19 protein-coding genes are annotated in these 24,107 nt (G+C 43.4%); 4 read left to right on the top strand and 15 right to left on the bottom strand.

Translation table 11 applies throughout. The features are described from left to right. Positions 1–56 precede the first annotated feature (56 nt). The 10 genes from IEY42_RS19490 to dnaK all read right to left on the bottom strand — a co-directional run bounded on the left by IEY42_RS19490 (position 57) and on the right by dnaK (position 12,868). Positions 57–392: a hypothetical protein gene (locus IEY42_RS19490; protein ID WP_188926919.1), complete on the bottom strand. Its 336-nt coding sequence runs from the start codon at positions 390–392 to the stop codon at positions 57–59. Positions 393–594: 202 nt separating this feature from the next. Then, positions 595–1,071: a transcription elongation factor GreA gene (greA, locus tag IEY42_RS19485; protein ID WP_188917245.1), complete on the bottom strand. Its 477-nt coding sequence runs from the start codon at positions 1,069–1,071 to the stop codon at positions 595–597. A gap of 226 nt (positions 1,072–1,297) precedes the next feature. Continuing rightward, complete coding sequence (gene carB, locus IEY42_RS19480; RefSeq protein WP_188926918.1) at positions 1,298–4,519, bottom strand: carbamoyl-phosphate synthase large subunit; 3,222 nt, start codon at positions 4,517–4,519, stop codon at positions 1,298–1,300. 22 nt (positions 4,520–4,541) lie between these two features. Next, positions 4,542–5,699: a glutamine-hydrolyzing carbamoyl-phosphate synthase small subunit gene (gene carA, locus IEY42_RS19475; RefSeq protein ID WP_188926920.1), complete on the bottom strand. Its 1,158-nt coding sequence runs from the start codon at positions 5,697–5,699 to the stop codon at positions 4,542–4,544. A 173-nt stretch (positions 5,700–5,872) separates the two neighbouring features. Next, positions 5,873–6,685 (bottom strand): 4-hydroxy-tetrahydrodipicolinate reductase, encoded by an 813-nt coding sequence (gene dapB / locus IEY42_RS19470; RefSeq protein WP_188926917.1) that lies wholly within the window; start codon positions 6,683–6,685, stop codon positions 5,873–5,875. 73 nt (positions 6,686–6,758) lie between these two features. Continuing rightward, positions 6,759–7,376 carry a BamJ family beta-barrel-assembly machinery protein gene (gene bamJ, locus IEY42_RS19465; protein ID WP_188917233.1) on the bottom strand — a complete coding sequence of 206 codons (618 nt, stop codon included), beginning with the start codon at positions 7,374–7,376 and terminating at the stop codon, positions 6,759–6,761. A gap of 81 nt (positions 7,377–7,457) precedes the next feature. Further along, positions 7,458–8,264 carry a M48 family metallopeptidase gene (locus IEY42_RS19460; protein ID WP_188926916.1) on the bottom strand — a complete coding sequence of 269 codons (807 nt, stop codon included), beginning with the start codon at positions 8,262–8,264 and terminating at the stop codon, positions 7,458–7,460. Between the two features lie 97 nt (positions 8,265–8,361). Next, positions 8,362–9,594 carry a DEAD/DEAH box helicase gene (locus IEY42_RS19455; RefSeq protein ID WP_188926915.1) on the bottom strand — a complete coding sequence of 411 codons (1,233 nt, stop codon included), beginning with the start codon at positions 9,592–9,594 and terminating at the stop codon, positions 8,362–8,364. Between the two features lie 109 nt (positions 9,595–9,703). Continuing rightward, positions 9,704–10,834 carry a molecular chaperone DnaJ gene (dnaJ, locus tag IEY42_RS19450; RefSeq protein ID WP_188926914.1) on the bottom strand — a complete coding sequence of 377 codons (1,131 nt, stop codon included), beginning with the start codon at positions 10,832–10,834 and terminating at the stop codon, positions 9,704–9,706. A 111-nt stretch (positions 10,835–10,945) separates the two neighbouring features. Continuing rightward, the gene (gene dnaK / locus IEY42_RS19445; RefSeq protein ID WP_188926913.1) at positions 10,946–12,868 is read right to left on the bottom strand and encodes a molecular chaperone DnaK; all 1,923 of its coding nucleotides are present in this window, start codon (positions 12,866–12,868) and stop codon (positions 10,946–10,948) included. Positions 12,869–13,271: 403 nt separating this feature from the next. Between dnaK and IEY42_RS19440 the strand changes: the two genes are divergently transcribed. Further along, on the top strand, positions 13,272–13,607 hold the full coding sequence (locus tag IEY42_RS19440; RefSeq protein WP_188917218.1) for a hypothetical protein: 336 nt from the start codon (positions 13,272–13,274) through the stop codon (positions 13,605–13,607). Positions 13,608–13,675: 68 nt separating this feature from the next. Here the strand turns inward: IEY42_RS19440 and IEY42_RS19435 are convergent, their stop codons facing one another. The 4 genes from IEY42_RS19435 to IEY42_RS19420 all read right to left on the bottom strand — a co-directional run bounded on the left by IEY42_RS19435 (position 13,676) and on the right by IEY42_RS19420 (position 19,945). Next, positions 13,676–14,950: a glutamate-5-semialdehyde dehydrogenase gene (locus IEY42_RS19435; protein WP_188926912.1), complete on the bottom strand. Its 1,275-nt coding sequence runs from the start codon at positions 14,948–14,950 to the stop codon at positions 13,676–13,678. A 10-nt stretch (positions 14,951–14,960) separates the two neighbouring features. Then, positions 14,961–16,070, bottom strand: a complete 1,110-nt coding sequence (proB, locus tag IEY42_RS19430) for a glutamate 5-kinase (RefSeq protein WP_188926911.1) — start codon at positions 16,068–16,070, stop codon at positions 14,961–14,963. 171 nt (positions 16,071–16,241) lie between these two features. Next, complete coding sequence (locus IEY42_RS19425) at positions 16,242–17,531, bottom strand: NCS2 family permease (RefSeq protein WP_188917212.1); 1,290 nt, start codon at positions 17,529–17,531, stop codon at positions 16,242–16,244. An 872-nt stretch (positions 17,532–18,403) separates the two neighbouring features. Beyond that, complete coding sequence (locus tag IEY42_RS19420; protein WP_188926910.1) at positions 18,404–19,945, bottom strand: M17 family metallopeptidase; 1,542 nt, start codon at positions 19,943–19,945, stop codon at positions 18,404–18,406. Between the two features lie 163 nt (positions 19,946–20,108). On the opposite strand from IEY42_RS19420, the gene IEY42_RS19415 reads away from it, so the two are divergent. After that, the gene (locus IEY42_RS19415; RefSeq protein WP_188926909.1) at positions 20,109–21,572 is read left to right on the top strand and encodes an aminoacyl-histidine dipeptidase; all 1,464 of its coding nucleotides are present in this window, start codon (positions 20,109–20,111) and stop codon (positions 21,570–21,572) included. Positions 21,573–21,639: 67 nt separating this feature from the next. Here the strand turns inward: IEY42_RS19415 and dinB are convergent, their stop codons facing one another. Continuing rightward, a complete protein-coding gene (gene dinB, locus IEY42_RS19410) occupies positions 21,640–22,719 on the bottom strand; it encodes a DNA polymerase IV (RefSeq protein WP_188926908.1) in 1,080 nt (359 codons plus the stop codon). A gap of 125 nt (positions 22,720–22,844) precedes the next feature. Here dinB and IEY42_RS19405 point away from each other — a divergent pair, with 125 nt between their 5' ends. Both IEY42_RS19405 and IEY42_RS19400 read left to right on the top strand, forming a co-directional pair. Beyond that, entirely contained in the window at positions 22,845–23,777 is a 933-nt protein-coding gene (locus IEY42_RS19405) for an IS1595 family transposase (protein ID WP_188926907.1), read from the top strand. 30 nt (positions 23,778–23,807) lie between these two features. Then, entirely contained in the window at positions 23,808–24,050 is a 243-nt protein-coding gene (locus IEY42_RS19400; RefSeq protein ID WP_188926906.1) for a hypothetical protein, read from the top strand. Positions 24,051–24,107 lie beyond the last annotated feature (57 nt).

The raw sequence follows: 24,107 nt of genomic DNA, 5'->3' as shown, positions 1-24,107 counted from the left end.
ACCTTACCTGACAGGGACTTACACCCTGCAAGATGCATCAAGCTTTGCTTGACGCACTAACGCGCCGAATAAGTTGGCACATAATGAATGTCGTTTGGCCCTGTTACGGGAGTGATATCAGAGTTAAGGCTGTTCTTTCCAACATAGCCAAGTCGCGAGGCATTAATATCAATCACTGCTACTGAGCTTACCTGAGTGGCATCAGTAGATTGCTTGAGGCTTGTCGGCTCGCAATTAAGGATGGCAGTACAAACAGGTGAGCTGATAGAGCTTAGCTGTGGGGCGCTAGAGTGCGATGACGGTAAAATTAATACACGACTATTGATCAGGAAGAATGAACTCAACCCTACAATAACCAGCATTAATACTATACGCACCCAAGGAAACGTCATAACCGCCTTGTAACCTATATCAATTGACCTTAATTAAGCCAATAGCCCTAATCAAGCATTACCCAAGATAGTATCGGCACTATTGTTAACAGGCAAATTAAATCTTTTACATCTTGCAGATAAAAAAAGCACTTACCTTAAAAGATAAATGCTTTTTAATTATTGCTTTAACGATTTCTCATCGTCCAAACCAAATAACGGCTTAAATATACTCAACAGACACAATGTCGTAATCTGTTAACCCACCTGGAGTGGTGATAGACACTTCATCACCTTCACTTTTGCCAATCAAACCGCGGGCAATAGGTGAGTTCACTGAAATCAAATTTTGTTTAATATCAGCTTCATCGTCACCCACGATGCGGTAAGTCATTTCAGCATCTGTATCGACATTTAAAATGGTCACTGTGGTGCCAAAAATAACTCGACCAGTATTTTCCATTGTTGTTACGTCGATAATTTGTGCATTTGAAAGCTTACCTTCAATATCACGGATACGCGCTTCACAAATACCTTGCTCTTCGCGGGCTGCGTGATATTCAGCATTTTCTTTTAAATCACCTAATTCACGTGCTGATGCAATGGCTTCAGTAATTTTAGGGCGGCGATCAAACTTTAAAATTTCTAATTCTTTACGTAGTTGATCCGCACCAACCACTGTCATTGGAACCTTACTCATAATGTCTTTGTCTCCTTTAAAAACAAAAGCATCCCGTGTTAGCTAATGCCAACACAGTGAAAATTCTATTGGAAATACGCAATCGAGTTTGGCTGCGTCTTTGGGATGCATCTCTTCGATGATTGCTCACAGCTTACCTAAGCTTTTAACGACTTGCTAGTGATCCATCACCAAAATGTCATAAAAAAGGTCGCCATATGGCGACCTTTTAGTAACGCTTTATGGTTTAACCAACAATACGCTTATGCAGTTCTTGTACCGAACTCACTTTTACGCGGTCATCGGCAGCGTGCGCGAGGCAAGTTGCAAATGCTGCGTTGAGTGTGGTGGTATAGTTCACTTTATAACGCAATGCACCGCGGCGAATTTGACGCGAGTCTTCAATGGCTTGACGACCTTCAGTGGTATTGACGATATAAGTGTATTCACCGTTTTTGATGCGGTCCAAAATGTGCGGACGGCCTTCATGTACCTTGTTGACCAAGCGAGGATTAATACCTGCTTCGCCCAAGATAATGGCTGTGCCGTGAGTCGCATCAATTTCGTAACCTAATTCAATCAACTTAGACGCTAAATCCGCGACGCGTTTTTTATCACTGTTTCGCACAGATAATAACGCGCGGCCTGATTTTGGCACTTCAGATGTAGCGCCAAGTTGTGCTTTTGCATATGCTTCTGCAAAGGTATCACCCACACCCATCACCTCACCAGTAGAGCGCATTTCAGGCCCTAATAATGGGTCCACACCTGGGAATTTATTAAACGGTAAAACCACTTCTTTAACCGAGAAATACGGCGGAATAACCTCACTCGTGAAGTTTTGCGCTTTTAAGCTTTGGCCAGCCATAACACGTGCTGCAATTTTAGCTAACGGTACGCCTGTGGCTTTAGAGACAAACGGTACGGTACGTGCAGCACGAGGGTTAACTTCAATCATGTAGATTTCGTTATCTTTCACTGCAAACTGGACGTTCATCAAGCCAACAACTCCCAGTTCAAACGCAAGCTTAGACACTTGTTCACGCATTCTTGCTTGGATATCTGCACTTAATGTATAAGGCGGTAATGAACAACCAGAGTCACCAGAGTGAACACCCGCTTGCTCAATGTGTTCCATGATTGCACCAACAACCACAGTTTCACCGTCACACACGGCATCGATATCCACTTCAATCGCATCATCTAAGAAGTGGTCAAGTAACACAGGTGATGCGTTAGACACTTTTACAGCTTCGTTGAAGTAGCGTAACAAATCTTGTTGGTCGTAAACGATTTCCATCGCACGGCCGCCCAATACATAAGATGGACGAACCACTAACGGATAACCAATATTTCCAGCTTCAATCACAGCACTTTCAACTGTTGTTACAGTCGCGTTTTGTGGTTGAATCATGTTTAAACGTTGAATCGCTTGTTGGAAACGTTCACGATCTTCTGCACGGTCAATTGCATCAGGGCTAGTTCCAATAATCGGTACGCCAGCCGCTTCAAGGTCACGAGCAAGTTTTAATGGCGTTTGGCCACCGTATTGCACAATCACACCTTTTGGCTTTTCAATACGTACAATTTCAAGTACGTCTTCTAAGGTTACCGGCTCAAAGTACAAGCGGTCAGACGTGTCGTAATCGGTTGATACGGTTTCTGGGTTACAGTTAACCATAATGGTTTCGTAACCGTCTTCACGTAAAGCTAATGCAGCATGTACACAGCAATAATCAAACTCAATACCCTGGCCAATACGGTTTGGACCGCCACCTAACACCATGATTTTGTCACGGTTTGAGGGATTTGCTTCACATTCTTCTTCGTACGTTGAGTACATGTAAGCGGTGTCGGTTGAAAACTCAGCAGCACAAGTATCTACACGTTTATATACAGGGAAGATTTCATGACGGTGACGAAGTTTACGCACTTCTGCATCGCTTACCCCTAATACATCAGCAAGACGTGCATCAGCAAAACCTTTACGCTTTAACTTACGTAAAATGGCTTCATTCAAACCTGACATGCCTAACTCAGCCACTTTGGCTTCATCAGCAATCAGGTCTTCAATTTGAATTAGGAACCAGTGATCAATATTGGTCAACTTGAAGATTTCATCGCGCGATAACCCTGCACGGAATGCGTCAGCAATGTACCAAATACGGTCACATCCAGGCTCTTTAAGCTCATGACGAATGCGCTGTAAGCCTTCTGTAGACTTATAATCAACAATTGAGTCAAAACCATTGCGACCGACTTCAAGACCCCGAAGCGCTTTTTGTAACGACTCTTGGAAAGTACGGCCAATAGCCATGACTTCGCCAACCGATTTCATTTGCGTGGTTAAACGGTCATTGGCACCTGCAAATTTCTCAAAGTTAAAACGCGGTACTTTGGTTACAACGTAATCGATTGCAGGTTCAAACGATGCAGGCGTTTTACCACCAGTAATGTCGTTGCTAAGTTCATCTAATGTGAAACCCACCGCTAACTTGGCGGCAATTTTTGCAATAGGGAAACCCGTGGCTTTAGAGGCTAATGCAGATGAGCGCGATACCCGCGGGTTCATCTCAATGATCACCATACGGCCAGTATTAGGGCAAATACCAAACTGAACGTTTGAACCGCCCGTTTCAACACCAATTTCACGCAGTACTGCTAAAGAAGCATTACGCATAAGTTGGTATTCTTTGTCGGTTAAGGTTTGCGCAGGAGCTACGGTAATCGAGTCGCCAGTGTGCACACCCATTGGGTCAAAGTTTTCGATTGCACATACGATAATACAGTTATCGTTGCGGTCACGAACCACTTCCATTTCATACTCTTTCCAACCAATTAACGATTCATCAATCAATAATTCGTTGGTTGGCGACAAGTCTAAGCCTTGAGAACAAATCTCTTCAAACTCTTCTTTGTTGTAAGCAATACCACCGCCACTGCCACCCATAGTGAAAGAAGGACGGATAATACATGGGAAACCCACCATGTCTAATACGCCGTAGGCATCTTCCATCGTATGTGCGATACCAGCACGTGGACATTCTAAGCCAATGGCTTTCATTGCAGTGTCAAAACGACTGCGGTCTTCAGCTTTATCAATGGCGTCAGCTGTCGCACCAATCATTTCAACGTCAAACTCTTTAAGTACGCCCATTTCTTCAAGCTTAAGCGCGCAGTTTAATGCAGTTTGTCCACCCATAGTGGGTAGGATCGCATCTGGACGCTCTTTAGCAATAATGTTGCGTACAACTTCCCAATGAATAGGCTCAATATAAGTTGCATCGGCCATTTCTGGGTCGGTCATAATGGTGGCGGGGTTAGAATTCACCAAAATGACGCGATAGCCTTCTTCACGAAGGGCTTTACAGGCTTGCGCACCTGAATAGTCAAACTCACACGCCTGTCCAATAACAATTGGACCGGCACCTAGGATAAGAATACTTTTTATATCTGTACGTTTTGGCATTGCGTCGTCTTCTCCCAGATAACTACTTAGCGTGCTGACGGTATTGTTCAATAAGCTCGATAAAATGATCGAACAGTGGTGCGGCATCATTTGGACCTGGGCTTGCTTCAGGATGTCCCTGGAAACTAAACGCAGGTTTATCGGTTAAGTGAATACCTTGAAGCGAACCATCAAATAATGATTTGTGAGTCACCTTAATATTGACAGGCAGTGTAGTTTCATCAGCAGCAAAACCGTGGTTTTGACTGGTGATCATCACGTTACCTTTTTCAATATTACTCACAGGATGGTTTGCACCATGATGACCAAACTTCATTTTTGAGGTTTTCGCACCTGAGGCTAAAGCAAGTAACTGGTGCCCTAAACAAATACCAAAAACCGGAATGTCGGTTGTTAAGATTTGTTGAATGGCTTCAATGGCATAGTCACATGGCTCAGGGTCACCAGGACCATTTGACAAAAAGACTCCGTCAGGATTCATCGCCAGTACTTCTGCTGCTGATGTTTTTGCAGGCACAACAGTGACATCACAACCACGGTCAACCAACATACGTAAAATATTGCGCTTAACACCATAGTCATAAGCAACAACTTTGTATTTAAGCTCAGACTCTGGCGTATCAGACGGTAAACCACCGACTAATTTCCAGCTACCGTTACGCCATTGATAGGCTTTATCGGTAGTCACTTCTTTTGCTAAATCCATGCCTTTTAAGCCAGGGAACGCTTTTGCTTCCGCTAGGGCTTTTGCTTCGTCTAGGTCACCCACCATAATACAACCGGCTTGAGCACCTTTTTCACGCAAAATTCGAGTTAGTTTGCGAGTATCTATATCCGCAATACCAACCACATTATTCGCTTTTAAATAATCGCTTAATGAGTGTTGATTACGGAAATTACTCGCCATAAGCGGTAAGTCACGAATGATTAAGCCACATGCATGAACCGAATCCGATTCTGTGTCTTCATCATTGGTACCTGTGTTACCGATGTGAGGATAGGTTAATGTTACAATTTGGCGTGAATATGAAGGATCCGTAAGAATCTCTTGGTATCCTGTCATTGAAGTATTAAATACTACTTCTCCAACAGAGATGCCTGTAGCACCAATTGCGGTGCCAGAGAATACGGTTCCATCTTCGAGTACGAGTAAGGCAGACTGTGTCAACGCGACCTCCAGAAAAGAGCCAAGCCACTGAAATTATGAGTTTTTATTTTGCGCTAAAATACCAACTTCCGTTTAAATACGAAATTTTGACAAATTCTGTCGAGTATATAAGAAATTGGTAATAACGTCTATGTTGTGTTGGATTGTTTTCAAAAAAAAACACCAATAAATGGTGTTTTTGATTGTTAATGTAACCCAAGCACTTGCTGCATGTCGTATAGACCTGCATTTTGATCGGAGAGCCAAAAAGCAGCTCTCATTGCCCCATTTGCAAAGGTCATTCTACTCGATGCCTTATGGGTTATTTCTAACCGTTCGCCTATATCAGCGAACATAGCAGTATGTTCACCCACTATATCGCCCGCACGAACGGTTGCAAACCCTATGGTGTTTCTATCGCGCTCACCGGTAATGCCTTCTCGGCCATACACTGCACATTGCTCTAAATCACGACCTAACACATCAGCAATCACCTCGCCCATTTTCAATGCTGTACCAGATGGTGCATCCTTTTTATGGCGATGATGTGCTTCGATTATTTCGATATCGGTATAATCACCCATGACTTGTGTGGCTAGCTCAAGTAGCTTCCACATCACGTTCACACCAACAGACATGTTTGGCGCCAACACCACTGGGACTTGTTCAGAATAAGCGTTAATTTGCTCTTTTTGAGCATGATTGAAGCCTGTGGTACCAATCACAATCGCTTTGCGGTTCTTGGCACACCAATCGAGGTTAATAATTGACGACTCTGGCGAGGTAAAGTCAATCAGTACGTCAAAATCATTAACCACTAAATCAAGTGAATCAGTGATCGTCACATTCATGGTGCCCACGCCAGCCAGTTCTCCAGCATCTACACCAATGAGACTTGAACCTGTGCGTTCAATCGCAGCACCCAATACGATAAGATCTTGCTGCTTAGCGGATTCTATCAGTGTACGGCCCATACGGCCACTGGCGCCAACTACAGCAATTTTCACTTTAGCAGTCATATACTTCTCCCAGTGTTAACCGAAAAACAGCTTATACAAAAACGCCTAAGTTAACTTAGGCGTTTTTAATGTGTTAGATAATGTCTAACAACTCAACTTCGAATACCAAAGCCGAGTATGGCGGGATTGAAGCACCCGCGCCACGCTCACCGTAAGCTAAGTGATGTGGTACATATAATTTAAGCTTAGTCCCTACAGGCATTAACTGTAGCGCTTCAGTCCAACCAGCGATAACACCAGATACAGGGAATTCAGCAGGCTGACCACGAGTAACTGAACTGTCGAACACATCACCATTAAGGAAAGTGCCGTGGTAGTGAGTACGTACAGTAGAATCGTATGTTGGCTTTTCGCCGTCACCTTGTACTAATACTTCATATTGAAGACCAGACTCAGTTACAGTTACGCCATCACGTGTTGCGTTTTCAGCTAAGAATGCATCACCTTCAGCAGTAGCCGCTGCAGCAGCAACTTCTTGAGCTTCTTGTAGACGACGGCTGATTTCAGTGAAAGCAACTTGTAGCTCTTCCATTGTTACTTGGCTTTCTTTACCGGCAAATGCATCAGCAAGACCAGCTTGGACAGCAGGAATATCAATACCTTCAAAAGAATTTGCAGCTAATTGCTCGCCCATTTGACGACCTACACCGTAGCTTGCATGCTGTTCCATCGTGCTGAACAAATCTGACATAATTAAATTTCTCTCAATAATTCATTAAAAATTCGCACGAGAGTTTATCACAATAATTTACTCTCATGTTGGCAAAAAACGTTATTTAACTTGAGCAATTTTACACTCAGTCAAAGACTGTTTTCTTGCCTGTGTATAAAGTGGCATCACTTGATTTTGTGCCGCTTGTAAGTCTTCGATACGATGACTATGAGATGGATGCGTAGACAATAACTCGGGGCCTTGAGCACCACCTGCTTTAGCCATATTTTGCCACAAGGTAATACTTTTTGCAGGGTTAAAACCCGCTTTGGCCATTAACTCTAATCCGACCATGTCGGCCTCTGACTCTTGACTACGACCAAACGGTAAAATGATCCCGACATTGGCCCCTAATCCCAGTGCGGCCATGTATAAATCTTTATTGGCTACTCCAGAGGCTCCAATTGCGGCATCGGCAACTTGCATGCCTAAACCGGTTAGCTGTGCGCGAGACACTTGTTCATTACCATGTTGTGCTAACACATGAGCCACTTCATGGCCCATTACCGTCGCAAGCTGGTCTTGATCGGCCGCCACTTTTAATAAGCCGGTATACACCCCGATATGGCCACCCGGCAGCGCAAAGGCATTAACCTGGTCAGACTCAAAAAGCACCACATCCCATTGCTGAGACTGATCGGGCAATACCGCCACAATGCGCTCGGCGATACAATTAACGTAATCAGTCTGAGCTTTATTTTGACTGATTTTTTCGCTTTGCTTCATGGTGTCAAACGACTGCGCGCCCATTTGTTGCATTTGCGCATCAGAAAACAACAAGGTTTGCCCACGTCCAGTCGGCGATTGGTTATTAACACAGCCTGACAATAACGTAGCAGCCAATAAGGTTAGTGCAATAGCTTTCATCGTCTCTTCCTTTTACATTAAGTCGCTAAACATAATCCATGATTTGGGGTATTTTATACTAATCTCATTCGCGAATGCATCATTTGCGCATGTCACACTAACGTGTCGACTTTCGTTTAGCGAAATCACTCGAACTGCGTTTATTCATGGTGCGGCGGTTAGCTTGTTTATCTCGCGGGGCACGTTTACTACTGCCGCTCAAAGGCTTATCTGTAACGGCAAAACCAACAAGTTCATTTACAGGTAAAGCTTGGGTGGTTAATGTGTTAATGGCTTCTAGATAAGCCATCTCTGAGTGACTCACTAATGACAGTGCGACCCCAGTTAATCCTGCCCGCGCAGTGCGGCCAATACGGTGTACATACACAGCAGCTTGTGTGGGTAAATCAAAATTAATCACCACAGGTAGCGCATCAATATGAATACCACGAGCTAACACATCGGTAGCCACTAATACATTAAGCTGTCCTGATTTGAACTGCTCAAGTGTTTGACTGCGCATCGCCTGCTCTTTGTCACCGTGAAGCGCGCCACCCCTTACACCTGCTTTAAGTAATTTTTTACACAAGGCATCAGCATCGGCTTTAGCATTTACAAACACCAACACTTGTTGCCATTGATTTGCTTGCACCAAATGAATCAAAGCTTGCGCTTTGCTGCCTTTATTGACGTGATAAACCATTTGCACGATATCATCTACCGCACTATTAAGTCCCTGAGCTTCAATACGCACATGATTTGCAGACAGTATTAGCTGAGCCAAGGAATTTAATGCAACAGGCATAGTCGCCGAAAATAACAATCTTTGCCCCACAGGCATCATGGCTATAAGTGCATTAATATCATTAATAAACCCCATATCCAGTAATCTATCGGCCTCATCTAACACCACACTTTGCACTTGGCTAAACGTGACCACACCTTGTTGAGCTAATGCTAATAAACGCCCCGGTGTCGCCACCAATATATTGGCAGGAGTGGTTAATCGCTCTATTTGACATTCAATCGCTTCACCGCCGCAGGCATGCTCAACATGTAAGCCAAGCGATTGTGCCAATGGTTGCAAGTTTTGGGCAACTTGTTGGGCTAACTCTCTGGTCGGTACAATCACTATCGCAGCCAAACTTAATACTGAAGTCTGGCTAATTCGCTGTAAAATAGGCAGACCATAGGCGTAGGTTTTACCACTGCCCGTTTGCGCTAATGCCAATACATCCTGGCCATTCAAAATCGCTGGGATCGCCAATTGTTGGATACGACTTGGCTCAGTAATACTGGCTGGTAATGCTTTCAAGAGCGTAGCGCTGAGTGAAAATTGAGAAAATAACATTGATAACGCCTAATAATGACTACGAACCGAAGATGAACCATTGTACACGCCAATAAAAAAGGCTGCTTACCAAAGTAAGCAGCCTTTAATGATCGCTAGGAGATTGCGATTAACTGTTTAAGTCTTGAAAGAACTTTTTTACGCCATCAAAAAAACCTTCAGCTTTAGGGCTGTGCTTTTTTGATTCGCCAGTTAATGTCGCTTCAAACTCGCGTAATAACTCTTTTTGTTTCTCGTTCAAGTTAACCGGAGTTTCCATGACCACTTTACACAGTAAGTCACCGACAGCATGGCTACGGACCGACTTAACGCCTTTACCGCGTAAACGGAACATACGCCCAGTTTGAGTTTCTGTTGGAATTTTAAGGCTCACTTTACCGTCAAGTGTTGGCACTTCAATTTCGCCGCCCAGAGCCGCTTTACTGAATGAGATAGGCACTTCGCAGTACAAGTTGTTAGCATCACGGGTAAATATGGCGTGCTCACGTACACTGACTTGAACGTATAAATCGCCCGGAGGTGCACCAAACTCGCCCGCTTCACCTTCACCAGTTAAACGGATACGGTCACCGGTATCAACCCCAGCAGGAATTTTAACTGATAGCGTTTTGCTTTTTTCAACACGGCCTTCACCATGACACTTACTGCATGGGTCTTTAATTATTTTACCGCGACCATGACATGTTGGGCAGGCTTGCTGAACAGCAAAAAAGCCTTGACGCATTTGCACCTGGCCTTGGCCATGACATGTGCCACATGTGGTTGCAGAAGTGCCTTTTTTAGCACCGCTACCATCACAAAGATCACACGCTGCCAGTGTAGGAATGCGTAACTCTTTAGTTAAGCCACGAACGGCTTCTTCGAGTGATAACTCAAGGTTGTAACGTAAATCACTGCCGCGTGCAGCTTGACGTTGTCCGCCACCACGACGGCCACCACCAAAGATGTCACCGAATACGTCGCCAAAGATATCGCCAAAATCACCTTGACCACCGCCGTGTCCACCCCGGTTAGGATCAACACCGGCATGACCAAATTGATCGTATGCAGCTTTCTTGTCGCTGTCGGTTAAAATTTCGTACGCTTCTTTAATTTCTTTAAAGTTGGTTTCAGCGGCTTTATCACCCGGGTTACGGTCAGGGTGATACTTCATCGCTAAGCGCTTATACGCTTTTTTAATTTCGCGTTCGCTGGTGTCACGAGCAACACCGAGAACTTCATAATAATCACGCTTTGACATAGTGTTCTGTTTCTCGAAGGTATGAGTAAGTCGCTAAACTTAATTTATACAAACGGGCGTGTGAGGAAAACCCCAACGCCCGCTTTAAAGTTAACTAACTGATATTGTTAATTACTTCTTGTCGTCTTTTACTTCTTCGAACTCAGCATCAACAACATCATCAGCAGGCTTTGATTCGCCAGCATCTTGTGCTTGACCTTCTGCGCCACCTTGAGCTTGTGCTTTAGCTTGGGCAATTTCCATTAACTTAGCAGACGCTTCCATAAGAGCTTGAGTCGCTGTATCCATTGCTTCTTTATCTTTGCCTTTGATAGCAGTTTCTAATTCAGTAATAGCCGCTTCAATCTTCTCTTTTTCGTCGCTAGGTAATTCGTCACCCGCTTCTTCAACTTGTTTCTTAGTGGCATGTACTAAGCCATCAGCCTGGTTACGTGCTTGCACTAACTCTTCAAATTTCGCATCTTCATCAGCGTGAGCTTCTGCGTCACGTACCATTTGTTCTACTTCTTCGTCTGATAGACCAGAGTTAGCTTTAATGGTGATGTTTTGCGCTTTGCCGGTTTTCTTATCGGTAGCAGAAACTTTTAAGATACCGTCTGCATCGATGTCGAAAGCCACTTCAATTTGTGGTTGACCGCGTGGTGCAGGCTCAATCCCTTCTAGGTTAAATTGACCTAGAGATTTGTTGTAGCTCGCTTGCTTACGCTCACCTTGAAGTACATGAATGGTTACCGCACTTTGGTTGTCGTCAGCAGTAGAGAACGTTTGGCTCGCTTTAGTCGGGATAGTGGTATTCTTCTCGATAAGCTTAGTCATTACGCTACCCATGGTTTCGATACCAAATGATAACGGGGTTACGTCAAGTAGTAGTACGTCTTTCACTTCACCAGAAAGTACGCCAGCTTGAATGGCTGCGCCTACTGCAACAGCTTCATCTGGGTTAACGTCTTTACGTGGCTCTTTGCCGAAGAAGTTAGTTACCGCTTCTTGTACTTTAGGCATACGAGTCTGGCCACCAACTAGAATCACTTCGTTGATGTCTGAAACTGATAAGTCAGCATCAGATAGTGCGACTTTTAACGGCTCTAAAGAACGTTGAATTAGGTCTTCTACTAATGACTCTAACTTAGCACGGGTAATTTTAACCACTAAATGCTTAGGACCTGTTGCATCAGCGGTGATGTAAGGCAAGTTAACTTCAGTTTGGTTAGTGCTTGAAAGTTCGATTTTTGCTTTTTCAGCTGCTTCTTTCAAACGTTGCATTGCTAACGGATCTTTACGTAGATCTAAGCCCTGGTCTTTATTGAATTCATCAGCTAAATAGTTGATTAAACGGTTGTCGAAGTCTTCGCCACCTAAGTGAGTGTCACCATTGGTTGCTAATACTTCAAATGTTTGGTCACCATCGTTGCTGTCGATTTCAATGATAGAGATATCGAATGTACCACCACCTAAATCGTATACTGCAACAATGTTGTCGCCTTGTTTTTTGTCAATACCGTATGCTAACGCAGCCGCTGTTGGCTCGTTGATAATACGCTTAACATCTAGGCCCGCAATACGGCCAGCATCTTTAGTTGCTTGACGTTGTGAATCGTTAAAGTAAGCAGGAACAGTAATTACCGCTTCTGTTACTTCTTCACCTAAAAAGTCTTCTGCTGTCTTTTTCATCTTTTTCAAGATTTCAGCAGATACTTGTGGCGGTGCCATTTTGTTACCATGCGCTTCAACCCAAGCATCGCCATTATCTGCAGCGATAATTTTGAATGGCATGATGTTTACGTCACGTTGAACTTCGTCATCTTTAAAACGACGACCGATTAAACGCTTAATTGCAAAGAAAGTGTTTGCAGGGTTAGTCACAGCTTGACGCTTTGCAGGTTGACCGACAATAGTTTCATCATCAGTGTAAGCGATGATAGAAGGAGTTGTACGATCGCCCTCTGCGTTTTCAATTACGCGTGCTTTGCCGCCATCAAGGACAGCCACACAAGAGTTTGTCGTGCCTAAGTCGATACCAATAATTTTGCCCATGGGGTCCTCCAAAAATTGACGTTTTTCGTCACAAATATGTTATTTGATGTTGATATGGGGGTGAACTTGACGTTTTTCAACCTTTAAGATGGTTTACTTACTGTTCACGTTTTGCCGCTCATATCAGCCTTGATACCTATATTGGGACAACAAAGTGAAATACAAGGGTAAGATCAAAAAATTTATGCCATTTTGCTGATATATATAGATACAGGCTAAAATAGAGCAAGATAATAGGGTTTACCTTTGCGGTAGACTTGGCGTAATCACAACAAACGATCGCAAATGCTGCACGATTAGCACGGACGAAAAACAACCTAAATATTTGATAAAAAACACGATCAAGTGTTATAACAATATTTCGATAAATTGAGTACGAAAGTAAAATAGAGGGATATCGGCAATGGGACTGCCAAGATGGAATTTTAGCGACAGTACTGAACGTAAAATACGCATTGTTATCTTAACGATTGTAGGCTTAATCATGGCCTATGAAAAATTTTATGGGGTAAGTAGTACCCAATACCCGGCAATGTATTTATGTGTGTTTGCCCTTATTGCAACCATCATGACAAACTCTGTTCAGCGTCGTTATTTCACATTTGTCATGGAATACGCCCAAGCTTTTCGCATTGTCGCCATTCTAATGACCTGCGCTTTTTTCATTATTTGGTTATTAACCACCTATGAGCGATTTACCTTACCTGCAGCCCCAAGCCACCTTATTTACAATTTATAAGCTTCGATTTGCACCATAAAATAAGGGCGCTAATTGGCGCCCTTATTATAATTGATGATTAATATAATTTATGACCTGCTGGTGTAATCTCCCCAGGCAAGCCACTTATAAGTGGTTAATGCATCAAGTGCCATCGGGCCGCGTGCATGCAATTTTTGTGTACTCACCGCCACTTCGGCGCCTAAGCCAAATTGAGAACCATCGGTAAACCGAGTGCTGGCATTAACATACACAGCCGCTGAGTCTACCTGGTTCATAAAGTGGGCTGCGGCGTGTATATCGTCAGTTAAAATGGCCTCAGAGTGACCACTTGAATATTGCCTTATATGCTCAACAGCCACATCGATATCACTGACAACTTTAATCCCTAATGTTAGCGATAACCACTCAGTTGAAAATGACTCATCATGTGCCGCTGTCACATCAAAACTCAAACCATCTAAATGCCCTGCCGCTTTGTCACAGGCATGAAAGCGCACACCAAGCGTATGCAAATGTGAGGCGATATTGGGAACAAACGCTGCGGCAACATCTTGGTGTACTAATAAGGTATCTAATGCATTACATACCGTCGGACGCTGAACTTTAGCATTAGTAATAACATCAATTGCACGCACTAAATCAGCGTGTTTATCAACAAATAAGTGGCAAATCCCAATACCGCCTAAAATGACCGGAATACTTGACTGCTCGGCACACAAGCGCTGCAAATTTTGGCCGCCACGTGGAATAATCATGTCAATATATTTATCTAAACGCAGTAAACCGCTAACAATACTTCTGTCGGGCGAGTCAATCAGTTGCACCGCATCTTGCGGCAGTTTCTGAATGGCCAATGCTGAACGAATCACCTCACTCAAAACTTTGTTTGATGTGATCGTTTCTTTGCCACCACGCAAAATAACAGCGTTGCCAGTTTTAAGAGCTAATACGGCAATATCGACAGTAACATTAGGCCGGGCTTCATAAATCACCCCAACGACGCCCAATGGCACACTTCGACGTGTAAGGCGTAAACCATTATCAAGCACTCGGCTTTCAGACTCGTTACCAACAGGGTCGGCAAGCGCAATAACATTGTCAATATCGGCAATAACACCCGCTAAGCGGCCTTCATCTAACATTAGGCGATCGATCATCGCATCGGTTAAACCATTCGCTTTGGCATTGGCCACATCTTGGGCGTTGGCCTGTAAAATATCATCTTTACGCTTACCCAATTGATGCGAAATTTCCGTCAACAAAGCAGATTTTTGTTTGGCGGAAAGTGAGGCCAAAATAAAGCTCGCCGCTTTTGCGCGCTGGCCAAGTTGTGTTAAATATTCTGTTTCAGAGGCTGACATATGCTTATCCTTAGTTATTCAGTACGACCATATCATTACGATGAATGACCGCATCTCCGTAGTCATAACCCAGTAAGTGCTCTATATCATTTGAGTGCTTACCGCTAATTTTAGATAAGTCATTGGCGCAATAACGGCTCATACCTTTGGCCAATACCTTACCTTGCTGATCAATAATTAATAACGTTGCTCCGCGGTCAAATTTACCTTCAACGGCAACAATGCCTTTAGACAATAAACTGCGGCCATTGGCTACCACCGCGGTAGACGCGCCTGCATCAATGATTAACTTACCTTGCGTTGCAGGACCAGCCAAAATCCACTGTTTACGGCTTTCTAGCGGGTTTTCAATTGCACTAAAATGGGTACCAATAGATTCGCGGTCTGCAATTTTGGTGATCACATCAGGATGATGACCCGACGCGATGACGACTTCTATCCCCGCACGACGGGCAATATCAGCCGCTTCGAGTTTAGTGGCCATTCCCCCAGTGCCTAGGCCCGATACAGCCCCCCCCGCGAGTAAGCGTAAACTGTCATCGATATTAGCCACTTGCTTAATAAGTTGAGCATCTGGATTAGTGCGCGGATCAGCGTCAAATAAGCCCTTTTGATCAGTTAACAAAATCAATAAATCAGCATCACATAACAAGGCTGCACGAGCTGATAAATTGTCATTATCTCCGACCTTAATTTCATTAGTGGCTACCGCATCGTTTTCATTAATAATCGGGATAATATTGTTCGCTAGTAGTGCATTTAAAGTGTCTCGCGCATTGAGATAGCGTTCGCGATCATGCAGATCGGCGCGAGTGAGTAATAACTGCCCCACATGTAAACCGTAAATACTAAAGAGTTGTGACCAGGCTAAAATTAACTGACTTTGACCTACTGCAGCCAATAATTGTTTATTTGCCATAGTGTCGGGAAATACGGGGTATTGCAGGTGTTCGCGCCCAGCCGCTATTGCACCCGATGTGCACAAAACGACTTCAACACCCGCATGCATTAGCTGGGTCATTTGCCTTGCTAATTCCACCATGTGTGCTTTATCAAGCTTTTTACTGCCCGATGTCAACACACTCGTCCCTAACTTAACCACTACACGGCGATAACCCATTATGTCACTCAGTTAACTAAAAATATTCGAATTATTTTTATACCCAATTCGCTGACTAATTCATAGTGAAAGCCACTAATACTGGGCTTTTTTTATCATTGCACAACAAAAAAGGGCCCAAAGGCCCTTTTTGTTGATCAACTGTTGAAAAATCGCCTCATCAACAGATCATTAACTGTAAGCAAATTTAGCAATAAACAGCGCAGCTACGACCAATACGCCTGAATTCAAATCTTTAAATCGACCTGTCATCATTTTAATTACCGCATATGAGATAAAGCCAAAACCAATCGCATTCGCTATTGAAAAGGTTAATGGCATCAATAAACATGTTACGACAACAGGTGCCGCTTCGGTTAAATCTTCCCACTCAACGTTCACTAAACCAGACATCATTAGAATGGCGACATAAAATAATGTTCCGGCAGTGGCGTATGCAGGTACCATTCCCGCCAATGGCGAGATAAACAACGAAGCAATAAACAACAAACCAACAACCACGGCTGTTAATCCGGTGCGCCCGCCGGCACTTACACCCGCAGTACTTTCAATATAACTAGTTGTAGTTGATGTTCCTAGTGCAGCGCCAGTAATAGTCGCGACACTGTCGGCAGTTAAGGCGCGCTTAACGCGGGGTAAACGGCCTTTATCATCAAGTAAACCACCACGCTGAGCTACGGCAACCAAAGTACCAGAGGTATCAAACAAGTCGACAAATAAGAAGGCAAAAATAACCGACAACATGCTCACTTCAAGCACGCTTGATAGATCCATTTTCATGAAGGTTGGCGCAATTGAAGGTGGCATTGAAACCAGCCCGTTATATTGCACATCACCAAATAACAAGCCTAATACTGTCACAATCAAAATACTGAAAATGACCGCCGCTTTAAGTCCGCGTTGCACCATCGCGATAATCAAAAAGAAGCCTAATGCAGCCATCATCGCAGGGAAAGACGTGATGTCTCCCATAGTGACTAGGGTTGCAGGGCTTGCCACTACAATACCGGCACTTTTTAAACCAATTAACGCTAAAAATAGACCGATACCGGCTGCAATACCAAAACGCAGTGACATTGGAATACTGTTGACAATCCATTCACGGATTTTCACTAACGATAAAATCAAAAAGCACACGCCAGACATAAACACCGCACCTAATGCGGTTTCCCAGCTATAACCCATCTCACCCACTACTGTGTAGGTGAAAAAGGCATTTAATCCCATCCCTGGAGCTAGAGCGATAGGATAATTAGCTAATAATCCCATAATTAAACAACCCACAGCAGCCGCTAAGCAGGTTGCGACAAATACTGCACCATGATCCATTCCGGCGTCAGCTAACATCATTGGGTTAACAAAAATGATGTATGCCATGGTTAAAAACGTGGTTAAACCGGCGACAGCTTCCTGCTTTAGGCTGGTGTTGTTTTGTTTTAATTTAAATAATTTTTCTAACATGGAACAAGGTTCCTTGGGTAAGGGTTAAGTTTAAATAATTGTTTTAATCGCAATAGGTGGGGCTTTCGCTAAGTCTTTAAGTTGTCACACTGCACAATAAAGCTGTATAGCGGGTCATAAAACAAACAATATGACGTAATGCCAACTTTAAGGGGGGAGATTATAATTATTTACCACGCTGATAGCTATAAATCGCCTTTTTATTCAAAGATTTCAGTTTTTTATACAGCGAATTAATAAATTTGAGGCAAAAAAAAGCCTACTCAGAAGAGTAGGCAGACATGTTACAAGCATCCCATATGGGGAAAGGAAAGCTAGCACCACTTAACGTGATGTGGCGATAAATTAACTAATTTACCACCTTGTCTAAAACGTCAAACGAGACGAACAAAAGGTTGATGGATATTAAAGCGACTTTAAGAGGGTCAATTCTTAAAGTTTCATGGCGAATATACCGCCACGTAAAACGGTTACGTCAGCAAACCAAGTGTTTTGCCAATAAAATTTGTTGTTACCTGTGTAAGACATAGTCTTTCTCCTAAATTAAGTTAAGTTGTATAAACCTAGTAAAGCTTGGCTCGGTTCCTTGGAACGTACATTTCTCAAATCCGTTGAGACAACTTGTCACTCAGATCCTTGGAGGCTATATCCATCCTGGATTAACTAGAGTCGACAATCACAATGCTTGTCGACGAGAAGAATTATACAAAACTGTAATTTAATTACAAGCATTATTTGCCTTAATTCACAAAAAACCCTTTAAAAGTGATTTTATTACAAATTTTTCGTATTAAAACTATGTATAACTATTGTTGCAAAGTTGTTCGGATTATCATTACCTATACAAAAACAACAACTTAAAATATAAAAAACTACAAGGTCGCAAACTGTAATAAAGTAACCAACGGACTAGCGGTTGGCTTACCATATAAGGGATCGCCCTCTACAGCGCTACCTGCAATATCAATATGGGTAAAAGGCAACGCCGTTTGCCCTAAGCCCGATGCGTTAATTAAAAACGCTGCTGGATATTGATGTCCTCGAGCAGTAATGGATGACGGACCGTTATTAGATGACACCACATCAGCAGCACCATTTTTATCTGCCACTTTAGCAAAATCCTCAGGACGTAAGCGAGACACTTCAAATGGCTCGCCCCATTGCTCACCTGTCTGGGCCAATAAAGCCGCTACATCTTGTTTTTTAGCCTCACTATTTTCAACTAATGCCGGATAACCACCATATGCCCTTACAACATGGCCCGTTAACGTCGCTACCGAAAACAACTGAGGATTAATTGCGCTTTGTGCTTGAATACGTAAATGCGACAATAAATCAGCTAAAACCAGACGTCCTTCTGCGTCGGTATTACCAATACGCACTCGCATGCCTGCATGACTGGTAATAATCTCATCTGTTACAAAGGCATCGCTACCAATACTGTTTCTCACTAGCCCTAACTGAGCCACGACTTTAATGCCTTTAGGCTTAAGGATTGATAATGCCTTCATCAACCCTGCTACAGCTGCGGCACCGCCTTTATCACGGCTCATACCCGCCATTGAGCCAGCCACTTTAATATCCGCGCCGCCCGTATCGTAAACCACCCCTTTACCGGCAAAGAATAAGGTCTTAGTAATGGTACCCTCGCCGACATATTCAAGTTTCACCACTCTAGGGTGATGGCGCGCAACATCAAACGAACTTCGGCCCACTGCGCTTAATAACGGGTAGTCAGTAGTTAACTGATCAACCTGGTCTATGACAGAAACCTCTAATCCGCTATCAGCAAAAGCATCAACACAATATTGGGCAAAGCCCATGGCAGACATACGCTCAGGTTCGGTGCCGCAAAGATCTCGCGCCAGTACTCTTCCTGATTCAGCAGCGTTAATTAACATGCTATGAGATGCACTATTAAGCAGGCCTATTGCGGTTAAGCTTGGGGTTAATGTCTTTGCTTCGCGCGCTTCTAGTGGTTGCCATAACTCTTGCCCACATGCTAATGCAGCAACTTGTTGTGCATTTTGAAAGCGCGTATCACTTACCGCTGGCACTACAAGTAATGGTTTAGTCGCACCTGCGGCTTTTGCAATAGCAATGCCCTCACGCGCAGCTTTAGCAAACACACGTACATCATGGTAAGCATTATCAGTATCTGCCACTGGTGAAATAATTAAACGCCCACCGGCTAGGCCTGGCGCAAACAATAAAGTGGCACTTTGGCCAACACGCATATCAATTTGGCTAGCATGGGTTGCCAGTAAATTAATTTCATCTTGCTTAATATCAGCAAGGCTCGGCGCAATAACCACCACAGCATCCCAACCTTCACCTTCAAAAATGGCTTCGTCACTGGTGACATCAATGAAAGGCACTTGAAATGCTTGCGCAGTTTGATTTATTTGAGTCATAAAAGTCCTTATTCAACAACAGCGTTATTGGTTCATAATTATTTACAGATTTGTGGCCTAAACCTTGGTAAATCGGTGTGGCAATATCAAGTAACACCGCAGAATATGTTAAAATAATCCCACATCTGTCGTATCCGACTGAATTCTTCATAGAGGGCGTTTCGTGACTGCATTAACTCAATTATATCCTCAGCCTCTTTGGCAATGGTTCGAACAAATTTGTGCTATTCCACATCCTTCAAAGCATGAACAGGCGTTATCGCAACATATCCAGCAATGGGCTAAAGCTCAAGGGCTTGCTGTTGTTGAAGACAAAGTAGGGAATTTAATTATTCGTAAGCCTGCTACGCCTGGCATGGAAAATTGCAAAACCGTGGTGCTACAAGCACACATTGATATGGTGCCGCAAAAGAATGCCGACAAAGTGCATAATTTTGAAACCGATCCAATCGAAGCCTATGTTGATGGTGACTGGGTTAAAGCCAGAGGCACAACTTTAGGCTCTGACAACGGTATCGGCATGTCTTCAGCGTTAGCCGTTCTTGGCAGCTCTGACATTAAACATGGTCCACTAGAAGTCTTACTTACCATTGATGAAGAAGCAGGCATGACCGGTGCTTTTGGCTTAGAGGCCGGCTACCTTGATGCCGACATTCTGATTAACACCGACTCTGAGCAAGAAGGTGAAATCTACATGGGCTGTGCTGGCGGTGTTGATGCACAAATCAGTGTGCCTATGTCTTGGCAGGCTCCAGAGCAAAGTAATGCGAGCTTCTCATTAACTATGTCGGGCTTAAAAGGCGGTCACTCTGGGGTGAATATTCACCTCGGTCGTGGTAATGCCAACAAATTACTGGCTCGCTTTTTGTTTAAATACAGTGACGAGTTAGCACTTGAGTTAGTCAGCTTCTCGGGTGGTTCACTGCGTAATGCCATACCGCGTGAAGCCAATATTGAATTTATGCTACCAAGCGAAAATGTTGCTGCACTTAATGAGGCTATAGCAAGCTTTCAAGCATTAGTGCGCGAAGAGTTAGCCATTGCTGACCCAGATATGTTACTGACCTTAGCTGAAATTACCGCACCAGCAAAAGTGATGGGCGAAGATGCACAAAACACCTTAATCGATTTACTTCATGCCAGCCCGAACGGGGTGATCCGCATGAGCGATGAAGTTGAAGGTGTCACCGAAACCTCACTCAATATTGGTGTGATTAGCACCGAAGATGAGAGCGTTGAAGTGTTATGCCTTATTCGTTCATTAATCGACTCTGGCCGTGAAGAAATTGCCGGTACACTTACTGCATTGGCAAACTTAGCTGGTGCCAGTATTGATTTAAGTGGTGCTTATCCGGGCTGGAAGCCTGACAGTAGTTCACCAGTGATGGCCATTGTGCGTGACACTTATAATGATATTTATAAGAAAGACCCGACCATTATGGTTATCCACGCAGGTCTTGAATGTGGTTTATTTAAAGAGCCTTATCCGCTAATGGATATGGTCTCAATTGGACCAACCATTCGCTACCCACACAGCCCTGATGAAATGGTGAACATCACAACTGTTGGCCAATACTGGGAATTATTATTAGCCGTGCTAGCGCGTATACCAGCAAAAAATGCCTAATTATGCGTAAATAACTCAATTGATAATAAAGGCGACGTTGATGTCGCCTTTATTGTTTCTGCGCAATCTAAAATGCTAAGTCGAGCTGAGTCAAATTGGCATCAGCCTCATTGTTGTTAGCCGCAGTCATATCAGCTAAGCCTATACTCACACCGATTAACCTTATTCCACGGCCTTCGGCACGTAATAACGCTTGTTCGAGTAGTTGGTAAAACACATTCACCGATATCTCATCACTGCGCTGTTCAATGGTGGTTTGTTTAAAGTCATTAAACTTGAGCTTGACGACTTGCTTATTCACTATGCGGTCTTTAGCGCTGCGTTGTACCCGCGCACTTAACTCCTGGATAAGCTGTGGCAATACTTGATGACATTGCTCTAGGGTGAATATGTCCTTGGCTAAGGTGGTTTCAACGCCTACCGATTTGCGAACCCTGTGCGGACTAATTTGGCGATTATCTATCCCTTGTGATCGCTCGATAAGTACATGACCAAACTTACCAAAAGCCTCAATTAATTTGGCTTTGGGATACTGTTGTACATCAAAACACGTTGTTAAGCCGATATCAGCCAACTTTTGCGAGGTCACTTTGCCCACTCCGGGAATTTTGCTTAACGGTAAGTCTTTAACAAAGTCACTAATTTGGTTAGGGGTGATCACATATTGCCCATTGGGCTTGTTTAAATCTGAGGCAATTTTGGCTAAAAACTTGATAGGCGCGACACCGGCAGATGCGGTTAAACCTGTCACGGCAAATATCTCATCGCGTATAGCATTAGCAATTAAAGTGGCACTGCCTTTATGTTCGGTGCTATCGGTGACATCAAGGTAAGCCTCATCCAATGACAAAGGCTCGACTAAATCGGTATAACGATGAAAAATTTCGCGTATTTGCCCCGACACAAATTTATATACATCCATCCGTCCGGGCACCAAAATTAACTGCGGGCACAGTTGCAAAGCATGATAACTCGACATAGCACTGCGCACACCAAACTGGCGTGCTTCATAACTGCAGGTACTTATCACGCCTCGGCGATCGCTTCTACCACCTACGGCAATGGGCTTTCCTCGTAACTCCGGAAAATCGCGCATTTCAATGGCAGCAAAGTAACAATCCATATCGATGTGAATGATTTTACGCATTCTTAAACCATCACTGAATAATTCAACTGACTTCATATTACTGTATATAAAAGGCTCTGTTGTACTTCTGTGTTGTTTGACTATAATTGGTTATGCGGTTAAAACTTGTACTAAGGGCATTTCTAATGAAAAACATTGAGTTAGATGTAATTCTACAGGCTATCCCCTCTCTTAGCTATGTAGATACTAAGCGACTGAATAACACAGTTAAGCTAAAACTCGACTCAGATGTGGTAGGTAAAGTAATCGCAGATCGTGAAGATTGTGTCTCTGAGTGCCCTCACTGTAATGAGTTGGAGTTCATAAAGCACGGTGTAACAGCAAAAGGCATCCAACGATACAAATGCAAAAGTTGTAGCAAGACCTTTTGCTCTCTAACAGAAACACCCCTGTATCGAATGCGAAAAGAAGATAAGTGGTTGGAATACATTTCAATGATGTGGGAAGGCGTAGCTCTGAGAAAAATAGCAAAGGTCTTAAATATTAATCTTAGGACAGCATTTTTCTGGAGGCACCGCTTTTTACAAATGCCCGACAAAAACAAACCTACAAGTTTTACGGGGATCATTGAAGCTGATGAAGCGTTTTTGCCAGAAAGCTTCAAAGGTAAGAGAGTAATGCCAAGAGAACCTCGTAAACGTGGTGGTGGTAAAGTTCCGTTAGTGCCTATTCTGATATCATATCAGCGAGGAGATAGATTCTCTTATGAGGTTATGAAAAAGAACACTAAAGAAAATCTATCGAACGCAATATCTCCTTTACTAACAGAAGGTTGTTGTCTATGTACAGACGGCAACCTTTCATACAAAAGTATCGTAAAAGAGCTGAATGTAAACCTCGATCATAAGCGAATCATAGCCCAAGATGGTCGAGTTATAGATGGTGTGTATCACATCCAACATGTAAACGGATTTATAAGTCTTTGGAAGGAATGGTTAGATCGTTTTCGTGGAGTTGGTACTGCCTACCTTAGCCGTTATCTAGCATGGTATATATGGATGCAAGATAAAAGCTATGGTGAGGAAGATCGCTGGCTAAGAGAAGCTGTGCAATCTTAAATTATCAATGCTTTCTTATGAGGTGAGCAAATGAGTTACGAAGTAGTTAAATTAGCATGTGAAAACCTGACTCAACTTGAGAAAATGAAGTTGGCGCAATATTTAATTCAGACATCTGTGCAAGCGATGGAGAAGGAAAAGCCCAAAACCCAAGTAAAAGAGTCAGCAAGCCCAACAAAAGCTCAAGTCATGTCGAGTGTTCAAGAGCGAGTGTTAAAAAGTAGACCGTCCAAAGAGAGTTCCATGAAAAACTTTGTTCGAGCTATGTTGTGAGCTTACGGCAGCATAGCTCAACTTAACTCGCCAGCTCTGGTTTACTAAGTGCTTATC

The sequence above is a fragment of the Shewanella algicola genome, from assembly GCF_014648035.1.
Lineage (GTDB): Bacteria > Pseudomonadota > Gammaproteobacteria > Enterobacterales > Shewanellaceae > Shewanella > Shewanella algicola.
This window is presented reverse-complemented; position numbering and strand designations above follow the sequence as displayed.